Here is a 17,029-nt window from a genome sequence, read left to right on the forward strand (position 1 = left end):
GCGAGGCGAGGGCGGGTTTGCTCCGCCTCGCCCGCCCTGCTCGTTTTCCCTACGCGTTGCAACTGGATGCGGGGCAGCGGGCCTCGCATCCAGGGCATGCGTCGCCCGTCCTTTTCAGCTCCTTGGCAAGCAGCGCGGATTCCTTGCAGGCTTGCGTGATCAGCATCGAAAGGCCCCGGTACAGGTTGCTGTTCGATTTTTTCAGGATCAGGTCGCGCCAACCTTCCACCCAGGAGTTCGGGTGCTCTTCCAGAAAATCATGTTGATCGGACATCGCCCGCTCGAATCCTTCTTCGTTGCCGGCGTCGAGGCTCTCCTTTGCGATGCGCGCCAGATGCGCCGCAAACAGCAGTTCGGAGGCAAGATGGTCGTCCGGTTCGTGCTGAAAGCCCTCTACCTCCAGGTTGTATGCTCGGTACGCTGCTCGTACTTGCAGCGTTCGCTCCTGAAACACCATGCGCTCGCGGCTGAAGTGCACCGATTCCCAAAGGGGGGCGGCTACCTTTTGGGCGCCCACGAACAGGCGCGTGTAGTCGACGCGGACGGCTTCGAAGTCGCTGTCGGAAAAGGGCGTCGCGCAGGCGTCCATCCAGGCAAGGAGCAGATCCTGCGGCTGCCTTGCCCGCGCGCCGTCTACGAAGGGTATGGACTCGAACAGGCGCTCTTCGACGACGCGGGCGAAAAGATCGCGATCCGGCATGTCGTACAGCAGTCTTCCGAGCAGCGTGAGCAGGGCTTCTTCTTCTGCGAGCCTTGATCGGATGGCATCGGTGTCCATGTCGTCTCCTATCGAATCGTCGACGCAAGGGGCTTCGGGCGATCCGCAGCCCCTTGCGCGTTGGGATTATTGTTCAAGCGAGAGAGGCCGTCCTGCGCCCTCTTCGAACACAGCGTCTTTGTGCGTGGCGATCGCCACGTTGGGAAGCGTTTCCGACGAAGGGGGCAGCGGTTGCACGTCGGCAACCTTGCCGTAGGTGCTGCGGAGCTCTTCGATCTCGCCTATTGCCAGGGCGCGCTGCGGGCAGATTCCCACGCATGCAGGCTCTTCGCCAAGGGCGAGCAGATCTTTGCACAGATCGCACTTGCGCGATTTCTTTTCAGCTTCGACCAGCTGGCACGCGCCGTACGGGCAGGCTGCATTGCAGGTACCGCACCCGATGCACTTCTCGGGATCGATGGTGACGATGCCCGTGTCCGCGTCCTTCGAGATGGCCCCTTGCGGGCATTTGGCGAAGCAGGCGGGGGAGTCGCAGTGCCCGCACGAGAACGATACCGAGTACGAGAACACGCCTTGCGGGGTGAAGCAGTTCAGCGCCTCGTCTTTCTCCCACGTTCCGCCGCACATCATCCGCACGCGGCGAAGCCGAGCGCCCACGTCGAGGTTGTTCTTGTCCTTGCAAGCGAGTTCGCAGGCCTTGCAGCCGGTGCACGAAGCGCTGTCGATGTAAAAGCCCATTTGAGACATGATTAGTCCTCCTTAAACACTTCGCGCGGTTCCCAGGTGTAATCGGGGGCGAGCGGCGTTCCCGTCCATTTCTCGACCTTCACGATGCAGCTGTTCCATGCCTGATGGCCGTATCCTACGCAGTTGGGGCCGTTCAGCACGTTAACGCTGCCGGCCATGTCGATGCCGGTCTCCTCGTCGATCTCCACCCACGAGCCTTGGCCGAGGCCCAGCACTCCGGGCATCATGATCTCGGTGACCAGCAGCGGGCGCAGGCTCTTGCCCCACTTCGAGGTGATGAGCACCGTCTGGCCCGTTTCGCACCCGATGTCCGCGGCGTCGAGCGGATTCATGTACAGCGGGTGGTCGAACGCCTCGCGCAGATTGGGGACGTCGGCGAACGAGGAATGCGAATGGCGCGGAATGTGCAGGCTGACCAGCTGATAGGGGTATTCGCCCTTCACTTTGCCAGCCCAATCGGAAAACGTCTCCTCGTATCCTTCGATGCCGGGTTCGTATTTGGCGATGGGCGGGATTTCGGTCCATCCGCATGCCTTTACGCGCGCGGCGGCGTTCGGCGAGCAGATCTCGAGCTTGCCCGTTTTCGTGGTGGCTATGGGATTCGCTTCGGGATCCTTGCGGAAGGCTTCCAGCACCACGTAATCCAGACCGTCTCCTTCGGAGCGCTCCACCGTGTAGATGCCGTCGCGCTTGAAGTCGAGGATGGGCACGCGACCTTCTTGGGGCTTGCCTTCCACGCCGAGTTCTTTCAGGTCGTCTTCCGTGACGCTGACCAGGTTCTCTACGCCGCTTCCATCCTTTTTGGTTGCGGTTGCGGCGGCAACCCAATCGAAGACCTGCTGCTTGAGCTCGAGCGGGCGCACTTGCTTCGGATCGACGCCGATGTGCTCTGACAGCTCTGCGGCAATGTCCACGTCGCTTTTGGCTTCGAACAAAGGCTCGCATACTTGGCTCGTCCACAGTACTTGCTCGCGATACGCTGCGGTGAAGTCTCCGTAGCGCTCCCATTGGGTGGTGACGGGCAAGACGATGTCCGCATAGCGGCAAGCCGTGGTCATCACGATGTTCTGGGCTACGACGCAGTCCATTTTGCGGTAGGCTTCAATGGCCAGCATGGTCCCCGGTGCCTGGTTGATGATGTTCTCGTGCGTATCGTAGATCATGTGCACGTTGCAGGGGCGCTTCTTGCCCAGGCCGGTGGTGAACTCGCCGGACAGAATGCCCGTCCATGCCTCGTTGATGTTGATGCGGTAATACGGCTCTTCGGGCAGCTTGTACATGCCGTTGGGCACGCCGTACTCGATGGAGTCTCCGCCGAGGGGGTTCCAGATGGGCGCGATGTTTCCCGACGTAGTCCATGAGGGCTCGCCGAGTATGGTGCCGCCCTGCAGCAAGGTCAGGTAGCCGCCCTGCAACCAGGAGTGGCCGGCGTCGGATCCGGTGCAGCAGCCCGGCTTGCCGATGCAGCCGGCCATGGCTCCAAGCGTCATGATGGCCTGGGGCCACGTGGTCCCGTTGGTGGTGCGCGACGGCGCGGGAGACATGATGATGGACACGCGCTCGGTCTGCGCGATCTGCAAAGCAAGATCGGTGATCACGGCGGGGCTTACGCCGCAGATCTCCGCTGCCCATTCCGGCGTTTTCGGCGTATTGTCGTAGGTGCCCAGCACATAGTCTTTGAAGTTGTCCTCGGGCGCCGCTCCTTCGGGCATGTGGTCTGCGTCGAATCCGACGGTGCAGCGGTTCAGGAAATCCCAATCGATGAGCGGCTTTGCAGCGGGGTCGTCGTGGGTCAGCAGCACGTAGGCCATGGCGATGGCAAGCGCCGTGTCGGTGCCCGGTCGCACGCCGACGAACTGGTCGGCAACGGCTTGGGCGGTGGCGTGGCGGAAGATGTCTATGCAGATGAACTTCGTTCCCGCAGCTTTGCATTGCATGTAGTCGTAGGTGGGAAGACCGGTGCGGCTCCAGGCGGGGTTCGATCCCCACAGTACGATGATCTGGGCTTTTCGCAAGTCCATGCGATCGTTCGTGTCTTCGGCCAGGCCGTATATCTTGGCCATCGACCCCCACGCGCCCGAAGAGCAGGCGCCCCAGTGCTCCAGGTACCCTCCGTGCAGCGCCAGCATGCGCCCGATATCCCAGTTCCCGAACAGCGAGGCCACGTAGCCCGGCACGAATATCGCATCGTGTCCGTACGCGGAGGTGATGCGCTTGATCTCGCCGGCGATCAGCTGATACGCTTCGTCCCAGCTGATGCGCTCCCAGTCGTCCTTGCCGCGCAGCGCCCCGTTGGCGTTGTCGCCGCCACCGGGCTGCCAGCTTTTGCGCTTCATGGGGTACTTGATGCGATCGGCGCCGAATACCATGCCGCGCAAAGCCCGTCCGCGGGCGCACGACCTGAGCTGCGGGCAGTCGGGGGAGTCCGCGTGGGTTTTGTCCGTTCCCATGCGGACGCAGTCGCCGTCCTGCACGAACACCTTGTTGAAGCCTTTGCTGCCGCAGTCCGCCCAGCAGTTGCAGGGGATCCAGGTTCCTTCCGATGCCCCCTTCGCCGCTTCTCCTTCCGGCTTTTGGTTGAATCCTGCGCAGCCGGTCGTGCCGAGCGCGGCGGTTCCCGCTACGGCGACGCCCGTCCATTTGAGCAGGTTTCGACGGGTGATGCTCGATCTTGCTTCCGCCGTTTCGTGCGTCGATGCTCCCATGTTCCCTCCTATCGTCGTGCGGCCGCCCCCTTGCTGCGGCCGCTCCAACCCCTTGCAGGGTTCGCGAAGATCATAGAGACGACGGTGCTGCGGTGCCAATGGCCGAAGGCTCTGTATTGCAGAACGGATCGGAATGGAAGCATGCGAGCCGAATTCGGCTTGTTTTGCGGTTTCGATTATTCTCGAAACGGATGGTCGTATTAGCAAATCAACGAAATCGGAAATAAGGAGCCCGCTTGCGGGGCATCGCTCGCGTCGATGCTAGAATGGAGCGCGAGGGGAGGGAGTTTCGGCTCTTGGAGCCGGAGTGCCGCCATGCAGTATTTCGACAGACAGATCGGGCAGGACGACCTTGCGCGGCTCATCGCCGACCTCGCTTCCGTGCGTGCGGAAAAGGACAAGGTCAACCGAAAGAAGCGCTCGGGGGCGCCCTACGAGCCCAAGTTGCTGTGCCCGCGCAACTTCGTTTTGAGCAGCGAGACGGCTGCGGTTGTCGCTCGCGCGGAGATCGCGGTGGCGAAGTCCGACTGTCTGGTCGAGGGGTCGGCCTATCCGCTGCGGCGCTTGCTGTCGCGCGTGGAGGGCGTGGCTTCGGTGCGCACTAACGGCGTGAAGCCGAGCTACCGGGCGTGCTGCTATCTGGACCTTGGCTCCTGGACGCATGCGCCGGCGGGTTCTGCCCGGCTTGTCAAGAACGCAGCCCGCATGCATGCGGGCTGCACGTCGGCTCAACTTGATGCTTCGTACGCCGCTCATTTGGTGGAGGGCGCAGTGAACTTCATACTTTCCGACGTTTCTCAAGACGGCGATATAACGGCCGCGCATCTGGAGGCTTTGTACCGCGGCATCAGCGAAGGGTCGTATTGGGAGAAGGAAGCCGGCCTTCGTTCATGGGATTATAATCATCGGCGCAGCCCCGACGTGGATCTTGACATGTATCGGCCTCCGACCGCGGCGCAGCTTCCTCGGTTCATGAAGGACCTCGTGCAGTTTTGCAACCGCAATTCGTATTCGCCTATAGCGCGCTCGGCCATCGCCCATTACCAGCTTGAGGCGACCAAGGCGTTCATGGCGGGATCCGACCAGATCGGTCGTATTCTGGCTATCCTGATCTGGCGCAAGGCGGGGCTTATCGAGCATTACATGCCCCCGTTCTCCATCACGCCGGCCATGACCACCATGCGCCATACAAGAAGGCTCGAACCGTATCTGACCGAGCATGATTTCGTGGATGCGGGCGAACTGCTTGCCGTGGACGAATGGGTGTACCACTGCGCGCGAGCCTGCGAGCTTTCCGTGCGCATCGCGAAGGTGTGCTGTCGAGAGGCGTCCGCTTTGACCGACTCATGGACTGCGCAGGTCAAGGGAAACGGGATAGAGTTGCGCAAGTGCGTGCGGAAGCTGATGAACGAGCTGATAGGAAGCCCGGTCGTCAGCATCCCCTTTGCAGCCGAGTTGATCGGAAGCAGCTTTTCCACCGCCGCGCGCGCTGTTTCCGATTTGGTGGAGGCGGGCGTTTTGCGTCAGATGGGAGGCGGCGGGCGCAACCGCGTGTTCGAGGCAGCCGAGGCGATCGCGCTGTTCACGCGGATAGAAGGCGCCTTTTTGCCCGAAACGCCGCTGTCGCGCGAATTCTTGATCGAGCAAAGCAAGGGAACGATCGCGTAGCCGGCAAGGCGGGGGCGGCAGGACGCTGCCTTGGCTTCCTGCCTTGCCTTGCCGGCTACGCTTCGGCCCCTTATTTGTTCCAGGCGAGAAACGCCCAGGTGACGGTGCGCGGCTGGCGCAGGCGCAGACGTCCTTGCGCAACGCCCTTCTTGTCGGGCTGCCCGGCGTGCTCGTTGTCCACGAGGTTGTCTTTCGCCCATGCGCGCAGCTTTTCGAGCGCGTTTTCGCGCACATCGTCGTCGACCAGGCCCGTTGCCGCGTCGTTCACCATGCGCGCGAACGCCTCGTAGGCGTCTTCGCGAGAGTCGAAGGTGTCCTCGCGGGCGCTTTCGATGTAGGACAGCTCGGGCTTGAGGCCCTCGTTCGCCAGGATGTTGAAGGCGTACAGGTAGTCGTGCCCCCTTACCTGGTCAAGGCCTATGTCGGCCAGCAGGCGCTCGTCGGTGCGCGGAGAGGCCCCGGTTGACAGCGTGATGCAGACGCGTCGGCGCGCCACGTCGGTCAAGCGCAGCAGCGAGTCGCGCAGGTCTGCGGTGGCGATGGACCGAGAAGCTACGGCAACGTCGGTCATGCCGGGACGCACGCCGAAGCTGGCCCAATCGTCCTCCCAGCTCATGCGCTTGGGAAACACCGTTCGCACGCCCAGCTCCGCAAGCTCTTCCCCCATGCGGTCGAGCATGCCCTGCGAGAAGTCGGCGGCTACCACCTTGTGCCCCGCCTTTCCCAGTGGAATGCAGAGCGCGCCCGTGCCGCATCCCATGTCGAACACCGTCTCGCCCGGTTGCACGTCCGCCAGTTCCAGAAATCGTTCGACGTAGGGGTTCGGCGCGTCCTTCGTGGAGAAGGTGGACGCGCGCTTGTCCCAGTACGAGGCATCGTCCACGCGGCGGCGCAGCTTCTGCAGCGCCTTCCATTCTTCGTTCCAATCGTGCGTGGTAAGCAGGGGGACGAACGGTTCCATGGCATGCCTTTCGCGTGAAGGGCCGCTTGCCCAGCGGGTGCGCAGCCGTCGGTTTCGGGTACTATGGTAAAGAACGATACCGCATCGCGCACGGGTGGAGTGCGTGAAAACGGATTATTTCTAACAGAGGAGTATTCGTCCTATGCACGTTGAACTGCTGTACCATACGCCCGATCCCGAGCGCGCCATCGCAACGGCCGCGCGCCTGTGCTACGCGCCCGTCGGCGCTGCCGAGCTCATGGAAACCATGCCCGAGGAGCGCGTGCGAAGCGTGCTTTCGACCATCATGGCAAGCGGGCATTTCTCCACGCTCGAACACGCCAGCTACACCTTCGCCGTAGACGGGGTGTCCCGCGCGCTCACGCACCAGCTGGTGCGCCACCGCATTGCCAGCTTCAACCAGCAAAGCCAGCGCTACGTGAAGTTCACCGACGGCCTGGCCACCGTCAAGCCGGAGAGCATCGCGGGCGATGCGCAGGCCGAAGCCGTGTTCGACCGGGCGATCGAGGCGGCTATCGAAGCGTACGAGAAGCTGCTGGCCGCCGGCATTCCCGCGGAGGATGCCCGCTACCTGCTGCCCAACGCCGCCGAAACGAAGATCGTCATCACCATGAACGTGCGCGAGCTGCTGCACTTCTTCTCGCTGCGCTGCTGCAACCGCGCGCAGTGGGAGATCCGCGACATGGCGCATCGCATGCTCGAGCTGGCGCGTCCGACCGCACCGTTCGTGTTCATGGACGCGGGCGCGCCCTGCATCCGCGGGAACTGCCCTGAAGGAAAGATGACCTGCGGAAACCCGTATCCGCGCGTGAAGAGGGGCTGACGTGGCCGAGCAGAAGAGCGATCTTTCGCGCGCGTTCTCGGAGGACGGCGCGGTCAAGACCCATGTGGGAGGGCAGGCCCTTATCGAGGGCATTATGATGCGGGGCCGGTACAACTGGTCGGTCGCCGTGCGCGAACCTTCCGGCGGCGTGTACGTGGAAGAGCACGACCTGGCGTCGGGGCAGGGCAAGAACGGCTGGATGTACTGGCCGCTCGTGCGCGGCTGCCGGGCTATGGTGGAGTCGCTCGTCCTAGGCTACAAGGCTCTCGAGATCGCGGCGCTGCACGCGTTCGCGGACGAATCGGACGAAGAGGGGGTTGCTGCCGAGGGGGTCGGAGGGGTCTGCCGCTCGGACAGTCCTGCTCGCACGAACAGCCCGCAGGGCTGTTCGGCTCGTGCGGAACTCGCTTCAGATCCCTCCGGCCCCCTCGTCGACGGATCTCCGTCGTCCGATTCGTCCGCTGGGAACCCTGCGGCCGATCTCGAGGGGCTTGGACCCTCGCTCGCTGGCGGGGGCGGGGAGGGCGGGGAGAAGGCGTTTTCCTGGAAGGACGATTTCGGGCGACCGGAAACGGTGATCGACGGGCTGGGCGCCCAGAGGACGCTTGACGTGGTGGAGGAGCCTGCTTCTTCCGCTCCCGTCCAGGACCCTGCGCCGAAGGACGTCGAGAAAAAGTCGTTCATGGACGAGGAAGTCGAATTCGGCAAGAAGGAGATGGCGGTGTCCATGGTGCTCGGCCTGGTGCTGGGCGTGGTGCTGTTCATCGTGGCGCCGGCGGCGCTCACGAACCTCATCGTGGGCGAGTACGATTCCAATACGGTGCTCTGGAACGTGGTCGACGGTTTGCTGCGCGTGCTCGTGTTCGTGTTCTACCTGTGGCTGATCGGGCGCATGCAGGACATCAAGCGCATGTTCGGCTACCACGGCGCCGAGCACAAGACCATCCACTGCTACGAGCACGGCCTGCCCCTTACGCCGGAAAACGCGCGCAGCTTCCCCCGCTTGCACGTGCGCTGCGGCACCGCGTTTCTCATCATGGTCATGATCATCGCCATCTTCGTGTACACGGTGACGCCCATCAACGCGCTCATCGACGCATGGGGCGTGGCCGACGGCGCGCCCAAGCTGGCGCTGGTCATTTTGATCCGCATCCTGCTCATGCCGGTCATCGCGGGCATATCCTACGAGATCACCGTGAAATGGGCGGGCAGCCACCCGGACAATCCCATCGTCAAGGTGGTTCTGTGGCCCGGCATGCAGATGCAGTACCTTACCACGCGCGAGCCTGATGACGGGCAGATCGAATGCGCTATTGCGGCCATGCAGCGCGTGCTCGAGCGGGAGGAAGCAGAGGACGCGAAGGCGAACGCCGCAGCGGAGGCTCCCACGCCTTCCGCGGCGTAGCGCCGGTTCGGCACGCGCGGTCAACGAACGAAAGGGCATATCTTGGGAGCGGCTATAACGGCGCAGGACCTTCGGAAGTCGTTCAGGCTTTCCGCGAAGCAGCGCAAGATCGAGCGAACGGACAGTCGGATGAAGACGGCTGTCGACGGCTTGTCGTTCGAGGTGCAGCACGGCGAGATCTTCGGGCTGCTGGGTCCGAACGGAGCCGGCAAGACCACCACGCTGCGCATGCTGGCGGCCTTGGTCAAGCCCGATCAGGGCGATGCGTTCATCGACGGAAAGTCGGTCGTGTCCGACCCCGTGGGCGTGCGCAGCTCTATCGGGTTTCTCACGAGCGACCTCAAGTTGGAGGACGTGTTCTCTCCCGATTACCTGTTCGACTTCTTCAGCGAGCTGCATCGCGTTGATCCCGCCGTGCGCGACGAACGCAAGCGCGCCCTGTTCGAGCGCTTCGGCATCGATCGTTTTGCGCAAACGAAGGTGGCCGATCTGTCCACGGGCATGAAGCAGAAGACCTCGCTTGCGGTGTCGGTCGCGCACGATCCGTCGATCATCGTGTTCGACGAGCCCACCAACGGCCTTGACGTCCTTACGGCCAAGACGGTCACGGACTTCTTGGTGGAAATGAAAGGGGAGGGCAAAACCATCTTGCTGTCCACGCATATATTCACCCTGGTCGAGAAGGTGTGCGATCGCGTGGGCATCGTGATCGACGGGCGCATGGCCGCATGCGGCACGCTGCCCGACGTCACGCACGGGCGCTCGCTCGAAGACGCGTTCTTCGATTTGTACGCGGCGGCGGTTCGGAGGGAATCATGAGCAACGGCGCTTTCACCATTACACGCAAGGAGCTTGCGAAGTTCTTCAGCAACCGCGTGTCCGCGCTGGTTTCCATCGTTTTGCCCGGTCTGCTGATATTCGTCGTGTGGACGGTGATGGGCGATGCGATGGGCAGCATGTTCCAGCCCGATGCCGCCAAACGGCCCGTGGTTGCCGTGGTGAACGAACCCGCCAGCCTTGAAGCGCTGGCGGACGCGGCGGGCATCGATGTCGTGAAGGAGGGTTCCTTGCCCGACGCCGATCGGATGCGCGAGGCCATCGAGCAAGGAGACGTCAAGGCGTTCGCCCTGTTCCCCGAAGGGTTCGACGAGTCCGTCGCGGCCTACGATCCCGCTTCGGGCACGGCGGCGCCTCGCGTGGAACTGTACCGCAATTCCACGGATCCCGATTCGGTGCAGGCGTTTTCCGCGCTCAAGGCCGCGCTCGACGCCTACGAGTCGTCGCTGTCGAACCGGTTCGACGTGAACGTCGGCGATGCGTCCTACGATGTTGCCGAAGAGCGCGACGTGGCCGGTTCCGTCGTGGTGTCGATCGTGCCCATGCTGTTGCTTATCTTGCTGTTCACCAGCTGCATGTCCGTGGCGGCTGAGTCGGTTGCCGGCGAAAAAGAGCGCGGCACCATGGCAACGCTTCTGGCGACGCCGGTTCGTCGGCGCGACATCGCATTGGGAAAGGTGCTCGCCGTGTCGATCATCGGCTTGCTGATTGCCGCATCGAGCGCGATCGGCATATTCGCGGGGCTGCCCAGCATCATGCAGGGCAGCGTGAGCATGAGCGTGTACGGCGTTTCCGACTACGTCTTGCTCACATTGGTCATCGCGTCCACGACGCTGGTCGTGGTCGTTCTCATCACGATGGTCTCGGCGTTGGCGCGCACGACCAAGGAAGCGTCCATGTACCTGACGCCGCTCATGATCGTGGTGATGCTCGTGGGCGCTTTGGGCATGTTCGGGGGCGCAACGCAGACGGAGCCGCAGTTCTACCTCATACCGCTGTACAACAGCGTGCAGTGCATGATCTCCATTTTCACGTTCGATTTCCAACCGATGAACGTGGCGTTGTGCGTAGCTTCCAACCTCGCGTACACGGGGGCGGGCGTTCTGGTTTTGCAGCGCATGTTCGACAGCGAGCGCCTGATGTTCGCGCGCTAGGCGCTTCGTCGTTCGAAAGAGAGCCGTTCGAGGGCTTGGCGGAAGGGATCGGCTTGCGGTTCTTGTCGGTTTCGGTTTGCCGGCGGGTTCCCGGCGTCCTGTCGATGCGCAGAGGCTAGAGGACGAAGAAGCCGCTTTTGCCCGCTCGCTTCGCTTCGTACATGGCCTTGTCCGCCTGGTCGTACAACTCCAGGTAGCTCTCGCCGCCCCGTGCGCGCACGGCTCCGATGCTCACGCTGAAGGGAAGACCCGCCTCGGCTGAAGCGGTCGCTACGCGCACGAGCAGCTCTCGGCAGCGTTTTTCAAGCGCATCCGCGCTGACCATCCCGGCCAGGCAAACGGCGAACTCGTCGCCGCCGAAGCGGCAGACCAGGTCGTCTTCGCGAAAGGTTTCCTTCATCATGCTGGCCAGCAGGCACAGCGACTCGTCGCCCGCCTTGTGCCCGTAGGTGTCGTTCACAACTTTGAAGTCGTCGATGTCCACTACGACGAACGCGCCCACGTTGTTTCGGTCGACCAGCGTTTGCGCTTCGTTTTTGAACGCGCCTACGCCGAGCAGCCCGGTCAGGCCGTCGCGTTCGGCAACCGCTTTCAGGCGGTCTTTTTCGGCACGGGTGATCTCGAGGGCTTTCGCGCGGTTTCGCGCGTAGCCTATCGACAGCGCGATGATGACGCTTGCCACGACAAGGCTGATCAACGCGATCTCTTTTACGTGCGCTTCGGCGAATTGCACGAAGGTCATCTGATTCTCCTGCAGGGCTTCGGCGTAGATGCTGTCGTTGACTATCCCGACGGGCATCTGCCGGATCGCCTCGTTGAACACGCGCAGCAGGCGATGGTCGCTCGAGGACGCGAACGCGAAGCAGATGCTGTTCTCTTCGTTGGGGTTCATGTAAGCGGTGACGTTGGGATAGCTTTCCATGTTCTCGAAGTAAGGCCCGCTGTAGCCGTCTGCGTACGTGTAGTCGGCGCGCCCGGTGTCGACGGCTTCGACGCAGTCTTCAAGCGTGTTGCAGACGAGCGCGTTCTCTCGGTCCGCTTCTTCGCAGGTCGCGCTGCGGATCAACGCGGCGCGACCTTCTGTCAAATTGGAGGCGTTGACGCCGCTGCGAGTTACGATCCATTGGTAGGACGAGAGGTACGGGGTGCTCAGCGACAGGTTGTGCTGGTGGGCGAAGGGGAAGTCGTGCACGATGCCGGCTATGGCGTCCAGGTCGAACTCCTGGATAGCTTCGTCCCAGTTGAGTTCGCCCGTAACGGGGACGATCTCCAGGGAGAGCCCCGTGTACTCGGCGATGTAGTCGAGCACCGCTTTCGAGGCACCCACGGGCAGCCCGGTTTTTTCGTCGACGTCTTGGACGGGCGCCGCGCCCGCCAGATACCCGACGCGGATCGTGCCGGCTTGGGCAACGAACGCGCGCATGTCCTTGGCAAGCCCGGTCGATCCCTGGTGCGTGTCGAAGTGCTTCGCGTACAGGTCGTGCTGCAGCATCGGCTCGGCCCTGTCGATTTGAACGATGGCCTCGTTGAGGGACGCGACGATGTCTTTCTCGCCTTTCGAGGCGGCGAAGTAAAACGGATTGGAGGCCATGGACGCCACGACGTGCATGCCTTCGATGGGCGATATGTCCACGCCGGTAAGCACGTCGGCTTTTCCCGACAGCACGGCGTCTATCTGCGCTTGGATGCTGTCGCACTCGACGGCTTCCATCTGGATGCCGTTTGCGTCGCAAAACATCTGGGCGCCGGAATGGGACTTAGGGGATGGTCCGTTGAACGCGATGCGGAGTTTTTCTTGCAGGTAGATATTGGTTTCGGTCAGATTGTCGTTGGAGCTGGCGGCCAGCAGGGCAGAGGTGGCCGCTCCGTACGAGTTGGTGGCGTAATCGAACTGCTGCGCCAGCGAATCGTTGTACGCCATGGCTCCCATGATGTCGATCTCGCCCGCTTCCATCATGGCCAACAGGGTGGTGAGCTGCTCGTTGATGCTTCCTTCGGCCTCGACGAATTGATAGCTCCATCCGGTGTACTGCGCCACTTGCTCGAGGTAGTCGTAGGTGTAGCCCGAATAGGAACCGTGTCCGTCCGATTCCGACAATCCCGGCTGGATCGGCCAGCCTACGCGTATGATGCGGTGGTCGGATACGGCGTCGGCGGATCCGTCGTGCGCGATGGCGGTTGCAGGCAGCGAGCACGCCGCGATCATGGCGACCGTCGCGATGGCGGCCCACGTCCTTGCAAGACGCGAAAGCATGTTTTTCATGCACCGGCTCCTCGCCCGATTCGGTTGCGCCGTTTCCTCAAACGATGAATTAGTATAGCAAAGGTAACGATTAAAAGTAATCGCTCGGTCGCATTCCCTTCGCTGGCGGGCTCGCAGCGGCAAGCGGTGCGGGTCGGGGCGGGGTTTCGCCTCGGGTTGCACGGCCGTTTACCTTTCGAGCGAGCCGTCAAGGTTTCGTAACCTGTTCTCCTCTCAGGGGCGTGGTCGCTTTGATACCATCGAAGCATTCAGATCATCGATGGAGGGTGCAAGGCGCGTTCGCGTCCGGCCCCCCGCAGGGCGAAAGCGTAGGTGCGGGGCGTGCAAAACGCAATTTCAGTTCAAAACATCGTGAAGAACTTCGGCGCGGTCGAGGCGCTCAAAGGAGTTTCGCTCGAGGTGGCTGAGGGCGAGAAGGTCGTCGTCATCGGGCCGTCGGGTTCGGGCAAAAGCGTGCTGATCCGGTGCATCAACGGGTTGGAGGTTCCCGATTCGGGGACCATCGTGGTCGAGGGCATGAACCTGGGCGATCGCAAGGTGAACAGCCGGGCGCTCGCGCGCGACGTGGCCATGGTGTTCCAAAGCTACAACCTGTATCCCCATAAAACCGTGCTGGAGAACGTCACGTTGGCGCCCATCAAGGTGCTCAAGGTGCCGAAGGCCGAGGCCGAGAAAACGGCGCGCGCCTATTTGGAGCGCGTGGGGTTGATCGACAAGGTGGACAAGTACCCCGATCAGCTGTCGGGCGGCCAGCAACAGCGCGTGGCCATCGCGCGCGCTCTCAACATGCATCCCAAGATCATGCTGCTCGACGAGCCGACGAGCGCGCTCGATCCCGAAATGGTGCAGGAAGTGCTCGACGTCATCAAGTCCCTGGCGGAAACGAACATGACCATCGTCATGGTCACCCATGAGATGGGCTTGGCGCGCGAAGCGGCCGACAAGGTCGTGTTCATGGAAAACGGCCTGGTGGTCGAGCAGGGCAGTCCTCGGTACATCTTCGACGAAACGGACAACGAGCGCATCAAGAGCTTCTTGTCCAAGATCTTGTGAGGCGCATCGTGATCACAAGACGGACATTCTTGCGCGCATCCGCCCTGGGGGTAGGGTCGATCGCGCTGTGCGGGGCGGCGGGCTCGCTTGCCGGGTGCGCGTCCGGCGCGGACGTGCTGCGCGTGGGCACCAAAATCGACGTGCCCTCGTTCGGCTTCCAGAATCCTGAAACGGGCACCATCGAGGGCATGGAAGTGGACATCGCGCGCGAATTGGCGCGTCGCATCAAGGGCAGCCCCGACGCGTTGCAGGTGACCGGCGTGAACGTGACCACGCGCGGGGCAATGCTCGACAACGGCACGCTCGACGCCACGTTGGCTACGTTCACCATCACCGAGACGCGCAAGAAAAGCTACAATTTCTCGCGTCCGTACTACACCGACCATATCGGCGTGCTGGTGAAGAAGTCCTCGGGCATCGCCGATCTTGCCGGGCTTGACGGCAAGACGGTGGGCGTGGCGCTTTCCGCCACGACTCGCGAAAAGCTTGCGCAGGCCGGCGACGAGATTGGTATCCACATGCGCTTCGCGGAGTACTCCACCTATCCCGAAATCAAGATAGCGCTGGTCACGGGGCGCGTTGATGCGTTTTCGGTAGACCGGTCGATCCTGAACGGCTATGTGGACGACTCGACCATGCTGCTTACCACGCAGTTCGCTCCGCAGGAGTACGGCGTGGCCACGAAGAAGTCGAACGTCGAGCTGGCGGCGCAGGTGGACGACGCTATCGCCGCCATGCAGGCCGACGGCACGCTTGACGAGCTGTATGCGCGCTGGGGCCTTTCCGAAGACGGGGTTTCAGGCGGCGTCGCGGCTGCGCAAGGGGGCGGATCGCATGCTTGATATCTTCGCTCCGTTCAAGTGGGAGGCGCTTTTCCAGCGTTGGCCCGACATCTTGTCCGCATTCGGCATGACCGTTGGCATTTCCGTGCTCGCGCTGCTTATCGCACTGGTTCTGGGCGTGGTGTTCGGCGTGCTGTCCGTGTCCCGCATACCGGTGTTTCGCTGGATCACGCGCGTGTACGTGGAGGTCGTGCAGAACGTGCCCCTGCTTTTGCAGGTGTTCGTGTTCTACGCTATATTCCCGCTTCTGGGATTGTCGCTTGCGGCGTTCTGGATCGGCGTGCTGGCCATCGGCATCTATCATGGCGGCTACATTTCAGAGGTCGTGCGTTCGGGCATCGGTTCCATCCATCGCGGCCAGTTCGAGGCGGCGAAAAGCCAGGGGTTCTCGTACTGGCAGACCATGTTCGTGATCATTTTGCCGCAGGCGATTCGCATCATCATGCCGCCTTTGGCGGTGCAGGCCGCCAACCTTGTGAAGAACACGTCGGTGCTCGCGTTGATCGCGGGTGGCGAGCTTATGTACTTCGCGAACTCGTTTGCGGGATCCACCAGCTACTACGGTCCCGCTTACGTGGTTGCCGCCATCCTGTACTTCATCATCTGTTTTCCGTTGTCGCGCTTGGCGCTGTATCTGGAGCGTCGGACGCGCGCGCATCGGCACGTGGCTACCGGGGACGCGACGGAAGAGCTGTCCGAGGACGTGCTCGAAGTCACGCCGGGATCGCACGACATCACGGGTCGTGCGGCTGCCGACGCCATGGCCGGCGGAGTCGACACCATGCTGGGCACGGTCGATATAGCGCCTGCTCGCGTGGCTCCGTCGCCGCGCCATCCGCTGCACGTGCTGGGCGAAGACGCAGACGGGGCGATGCAAGGCGCGCGTGGGCCGTTTGAGCAGGCGTTCACCGGAAAGCAAGCGGCTGAGATCGCAGACGACATCGGCCGGGAGATCGCGCAGGAGATCGTCGCGTCGTGCGCAGGCGACGAAGCGTGCGCACGACGCGCCATGCACACGAGGACCGGTCGCTCGAGGGCCCTGCGCCGCTTGGAGCAGCGACGCGCTGCCGCTCGCGAAGAGGCGGAGCGTTCGGAGCGCAAGGGTGCGACCGATGAAGAAGGACGGGAGGAGGACCGATGAGCGATATCGCCGCTCTGTTCACGTGGGTGAACATGCGCTTTCTCCTGCAGGGTTTGGGGATGACGCTGCTCATATCTGCGCTCGCCATCGCGTGCTCGGTAATGCTGGGAACTCTCATCTCGGTTATGCGCACGTCGAAGAGCCGCGTGCTGCGCGGCGTTGCGACCGTGTACATCGAGGTGTTCAAGAACACGCCGCTTCTGCTGTGGATCATGTTCACGTTCTTCGTGGCGCAGCTGCCGCCCATCGGCGCAGCCGTCCTGGCCTTCACGCTGTTCACCAGCGCCAGCGTGGCCGAGATCGTGCGCGGCGGCTTGGCGAGCGTGCCGTTCGGGCAGTACGAGGCCGCGAAGAGCCAGGGCTTTTCCGGGGCGCAAACCTATGTGCTGATCATCTTGCCGCAGGCGCTGCGCAACATGGTTCCGGCGCTGCTTTCCCAATTCGTGACCACCATCAAGGATACGAGCTACCTGTGGGGCGCCATGGCTCTGCAAGAGCTCATGGGCCGCGGCATGATCCTCATGAACAGCTACAACTCCACGGCTCAGATCTTCGCCATCTTCGGCATCATGGCTCTGGTGTACTTCGTGGTGTGCTTCACGCTGTCCCAGATCGTGCGTGCGTACCAGCGAAAGATCAAGCAGGCTCGCACCGCGTAGCGTCTTTGCGCTTCGGGGCGGGTTCCAGACACGCCGACACGGCCGGGGCGCGA

Annotated in this window: 14 protein-coding genes; 9 read left to right on the forward strand and 5 right to left on the reverse strand. The window is 62.7% G+C overall.

Annotated elements, in window-relative coordinates:
* Positions 1–49: 49 nt before the first annotated feature.
* From LQE90_RS05300 to LQE90_RS05310, 3 genes are all read right to left on the reverse strand, one after another.
* On the reverse strand, positions 50–778 hold the full coding sequence (locus tag LQE90_RS05300; RefSeq protein ID WP_216529797.1) for a TorD/DmsD family molecular chaperone: 729 nt from the start codon (positions 776–778) through the stop codon (positions 50–52).
* Positions 779–844: 66 nt separating this feature from the next.
* Positions 845–1,465, reverse strand: coding sequence for a 4Fe-4S dicluster domain-containing protein (locus LQE90_RS05305; RefSeq protein ID WP_216529818.1), 621 nt, complete (start codon positions 1,463–1,465; stop codon positions 845–847).
* Positions 1,466–1,467: 2 nt separating this feature from the next.
* A complete protein-coding gene (locus LQE90_RS05310; protein ID WP_114567923.1) occupies positions 1,468–4,170 on the reverse strand; it encodes a molybdopterin-dependent oxidoreductase in 2,703 nt (900 codons plus the stop codon).
* A gap of 315 nt (positions 4,171–4,485) precedes the next feature.
* Here LQE90_RS05310 and LQE90_RS05315 point away from each other — a divergent pair, with 315 nt between their 5' ends.
* Positions 4,486–5,838, forward strand: coding sequence for a Fic family protein (locus LQE90_RS05315; protein WP_216529798.1), 1,353 nt, complete (start codon positions 4,486–4,488; stop codon positions 5,836–5,838).
* A 70-nt stretch (positions 5,839–5,908) separates the two neighbouring features.
* Here the strand turns inward: LQE90_RS05315 and LQE90_RS05320 are convergent, their stop codons facing one another.
* Positions 5,909–6,799 (reverse strand): class I SAM-dependent methyltransferase, encoded by an 891-nt coding sequence (locus tag LQE90_RS05320; RefSeq protein ID WP_216529799.1) that lies wholly within the window; start codon positions 6,797–6,799, stop codon positions 5,909–5,911.
* Between the two features lie 142 nt (positions 6,800–6,941).
* On the opposite strand from LQE90_RS05320, the gene thyX reads away from it, so the two are divergent.
* The 4 genes from thyX to LQE90_RS05340 are packed head-to-tail and all read left to right on the forward strand — an operon-like array spanning position 6,942 to position 11,018.
* Positions 6,942–7,622, forward strand: a complete 681-nt coding sequence (gene thyX, locus LQE90_RS05325; protein ID WP_216529800.1) for an FAD-dependent thymidylate synthase — start codon at positions 6,942–6,944, stop codon at positions 7,620–7,622.
* A gap of 1 nt (position 7,623) precedes the next feature.
* A complete protein-coding gene (locus LQE90_RS05330; protein WP_216529801.1) occupies positions 7,624–9,027 on the forward strand; it encodes a DUF1385 domain-containing protein in 1,404 nt (467 codons plus the stop codon).
* A 42-nt stretch (positions 9,028–9,069) separates the two neighbouring features.
* Complete coding sequence (locus LQE90_RS05335; RefSeq protein WP_216529802.1) at positions 9,070–9,846, forward strand: ABC transporter ATP-binding protein; 777 nt, start codon at positions 9,070–9,072, stop codon at positions 9,844–9,846.
* Complete coding sequence (locus LQE90_RS05340; RefSeq protein WP_216529803.1) at positions 9,843–11,018, forward strand: ABC transporter permease; 1,176 nt, start codon at positions 9,843–9,845, stop codon at positions 11,016–11,018. Before LQE90_RS05335 ends, LQE90_RS05340 begins: the two co-directional genes overlap by 4 nt.
* Before the next feature lie 115 nt (positions 11,019–11,133).
* Here LQE90_RS05340 and LQE90_RS05345 read toward each other — a convergent pair whose 3' ends face one another.
* On the reverse strand, positions 11,134–13,281 hold the full coding sequence (locus tag LQE90_RS05345; protein ID WP_216529804.1) for a transporter substrate-binding domain-containing diguanylate cyclase: 2,148 nt from the start codon (positions 13,279–13,281) through the stop codon (positions 11,134–11,136).
* A gap of 321 nt (positions 13,282–13,602) precedes the next feature.
* Between LQE90_RS05345 and LQE90_RS05350 the strand changes: the two genes are divergently transcribed.
* From LQE90_RS05350 to LQE90_RS05365, 4 genes are read left to right on the forward strand one after another with little or no spacing between them, the layout of a single operon-like run.
* A complete protein-coding gene (locus LQE90_RS05350; protein WP_216529805.1) occupies positions 13,603–14,334 on the forward strand; it encodes an amino acid ABC transporter ATP-binding protein in 732 nt (243 codons plus the stop codon).
* An 8-nt stretch (positions 14,335–14,342) separates the two neighbouring features.
* Positions 14,343–15,176, forward strand: coding sequence for a transporter substrate-binding domain-containing protein (locus tag LQE90_RS05355; RefSeq protein ID WP_114567946.1), 834 nt, complete (start codon positions 14,343–14,345; stop codon positions 15,174–15,176).
* The gene (locus LQE90_RS05360) at positions 15,169–16,317 is read left to right on the forward strand and encodes an amino acid ABC transporter permease (protein WP_225748869.1); all 1,149 of its coding nucleotides are present in this window, start codon (positions 15,169–15,171) and stop codon (positions 16,315–16,317) included. Before LQE90_RS05355 ends, LQE90_RS05360 begins: the two co-directional genes overlap by 8 nt.
* Positions 16,314–16,976 carry an amino acid ABC transporter permease gene (locus tag LQE90_RS05365; RefSeq protein ID WP_216529806.1) on the forward strand — a complete coding sequence of 221 codons (663 nt, stop codon included), beginning with the start codon at positions 16,314–16,316 and terminating at the stop codon, positions 16,974–16,976. The genes LQE90_RS05360 and LQE90_RS05365 overlap by 4 nt, the downstream gene beginning before the upstream one ends.
* Positions 16,977–17,029 lie beyond the last annotated feature (53 nt).

This window comes from Paraeggerthella hominis, assembly GCF_021044775.1.
Classification (GTDB): Bacteria; Actinomycetota; Coriobacteriia; order Coriobacteriales; family Eggerthellaceae; genus Paraeggerthella; species Paraeggerthella hominis.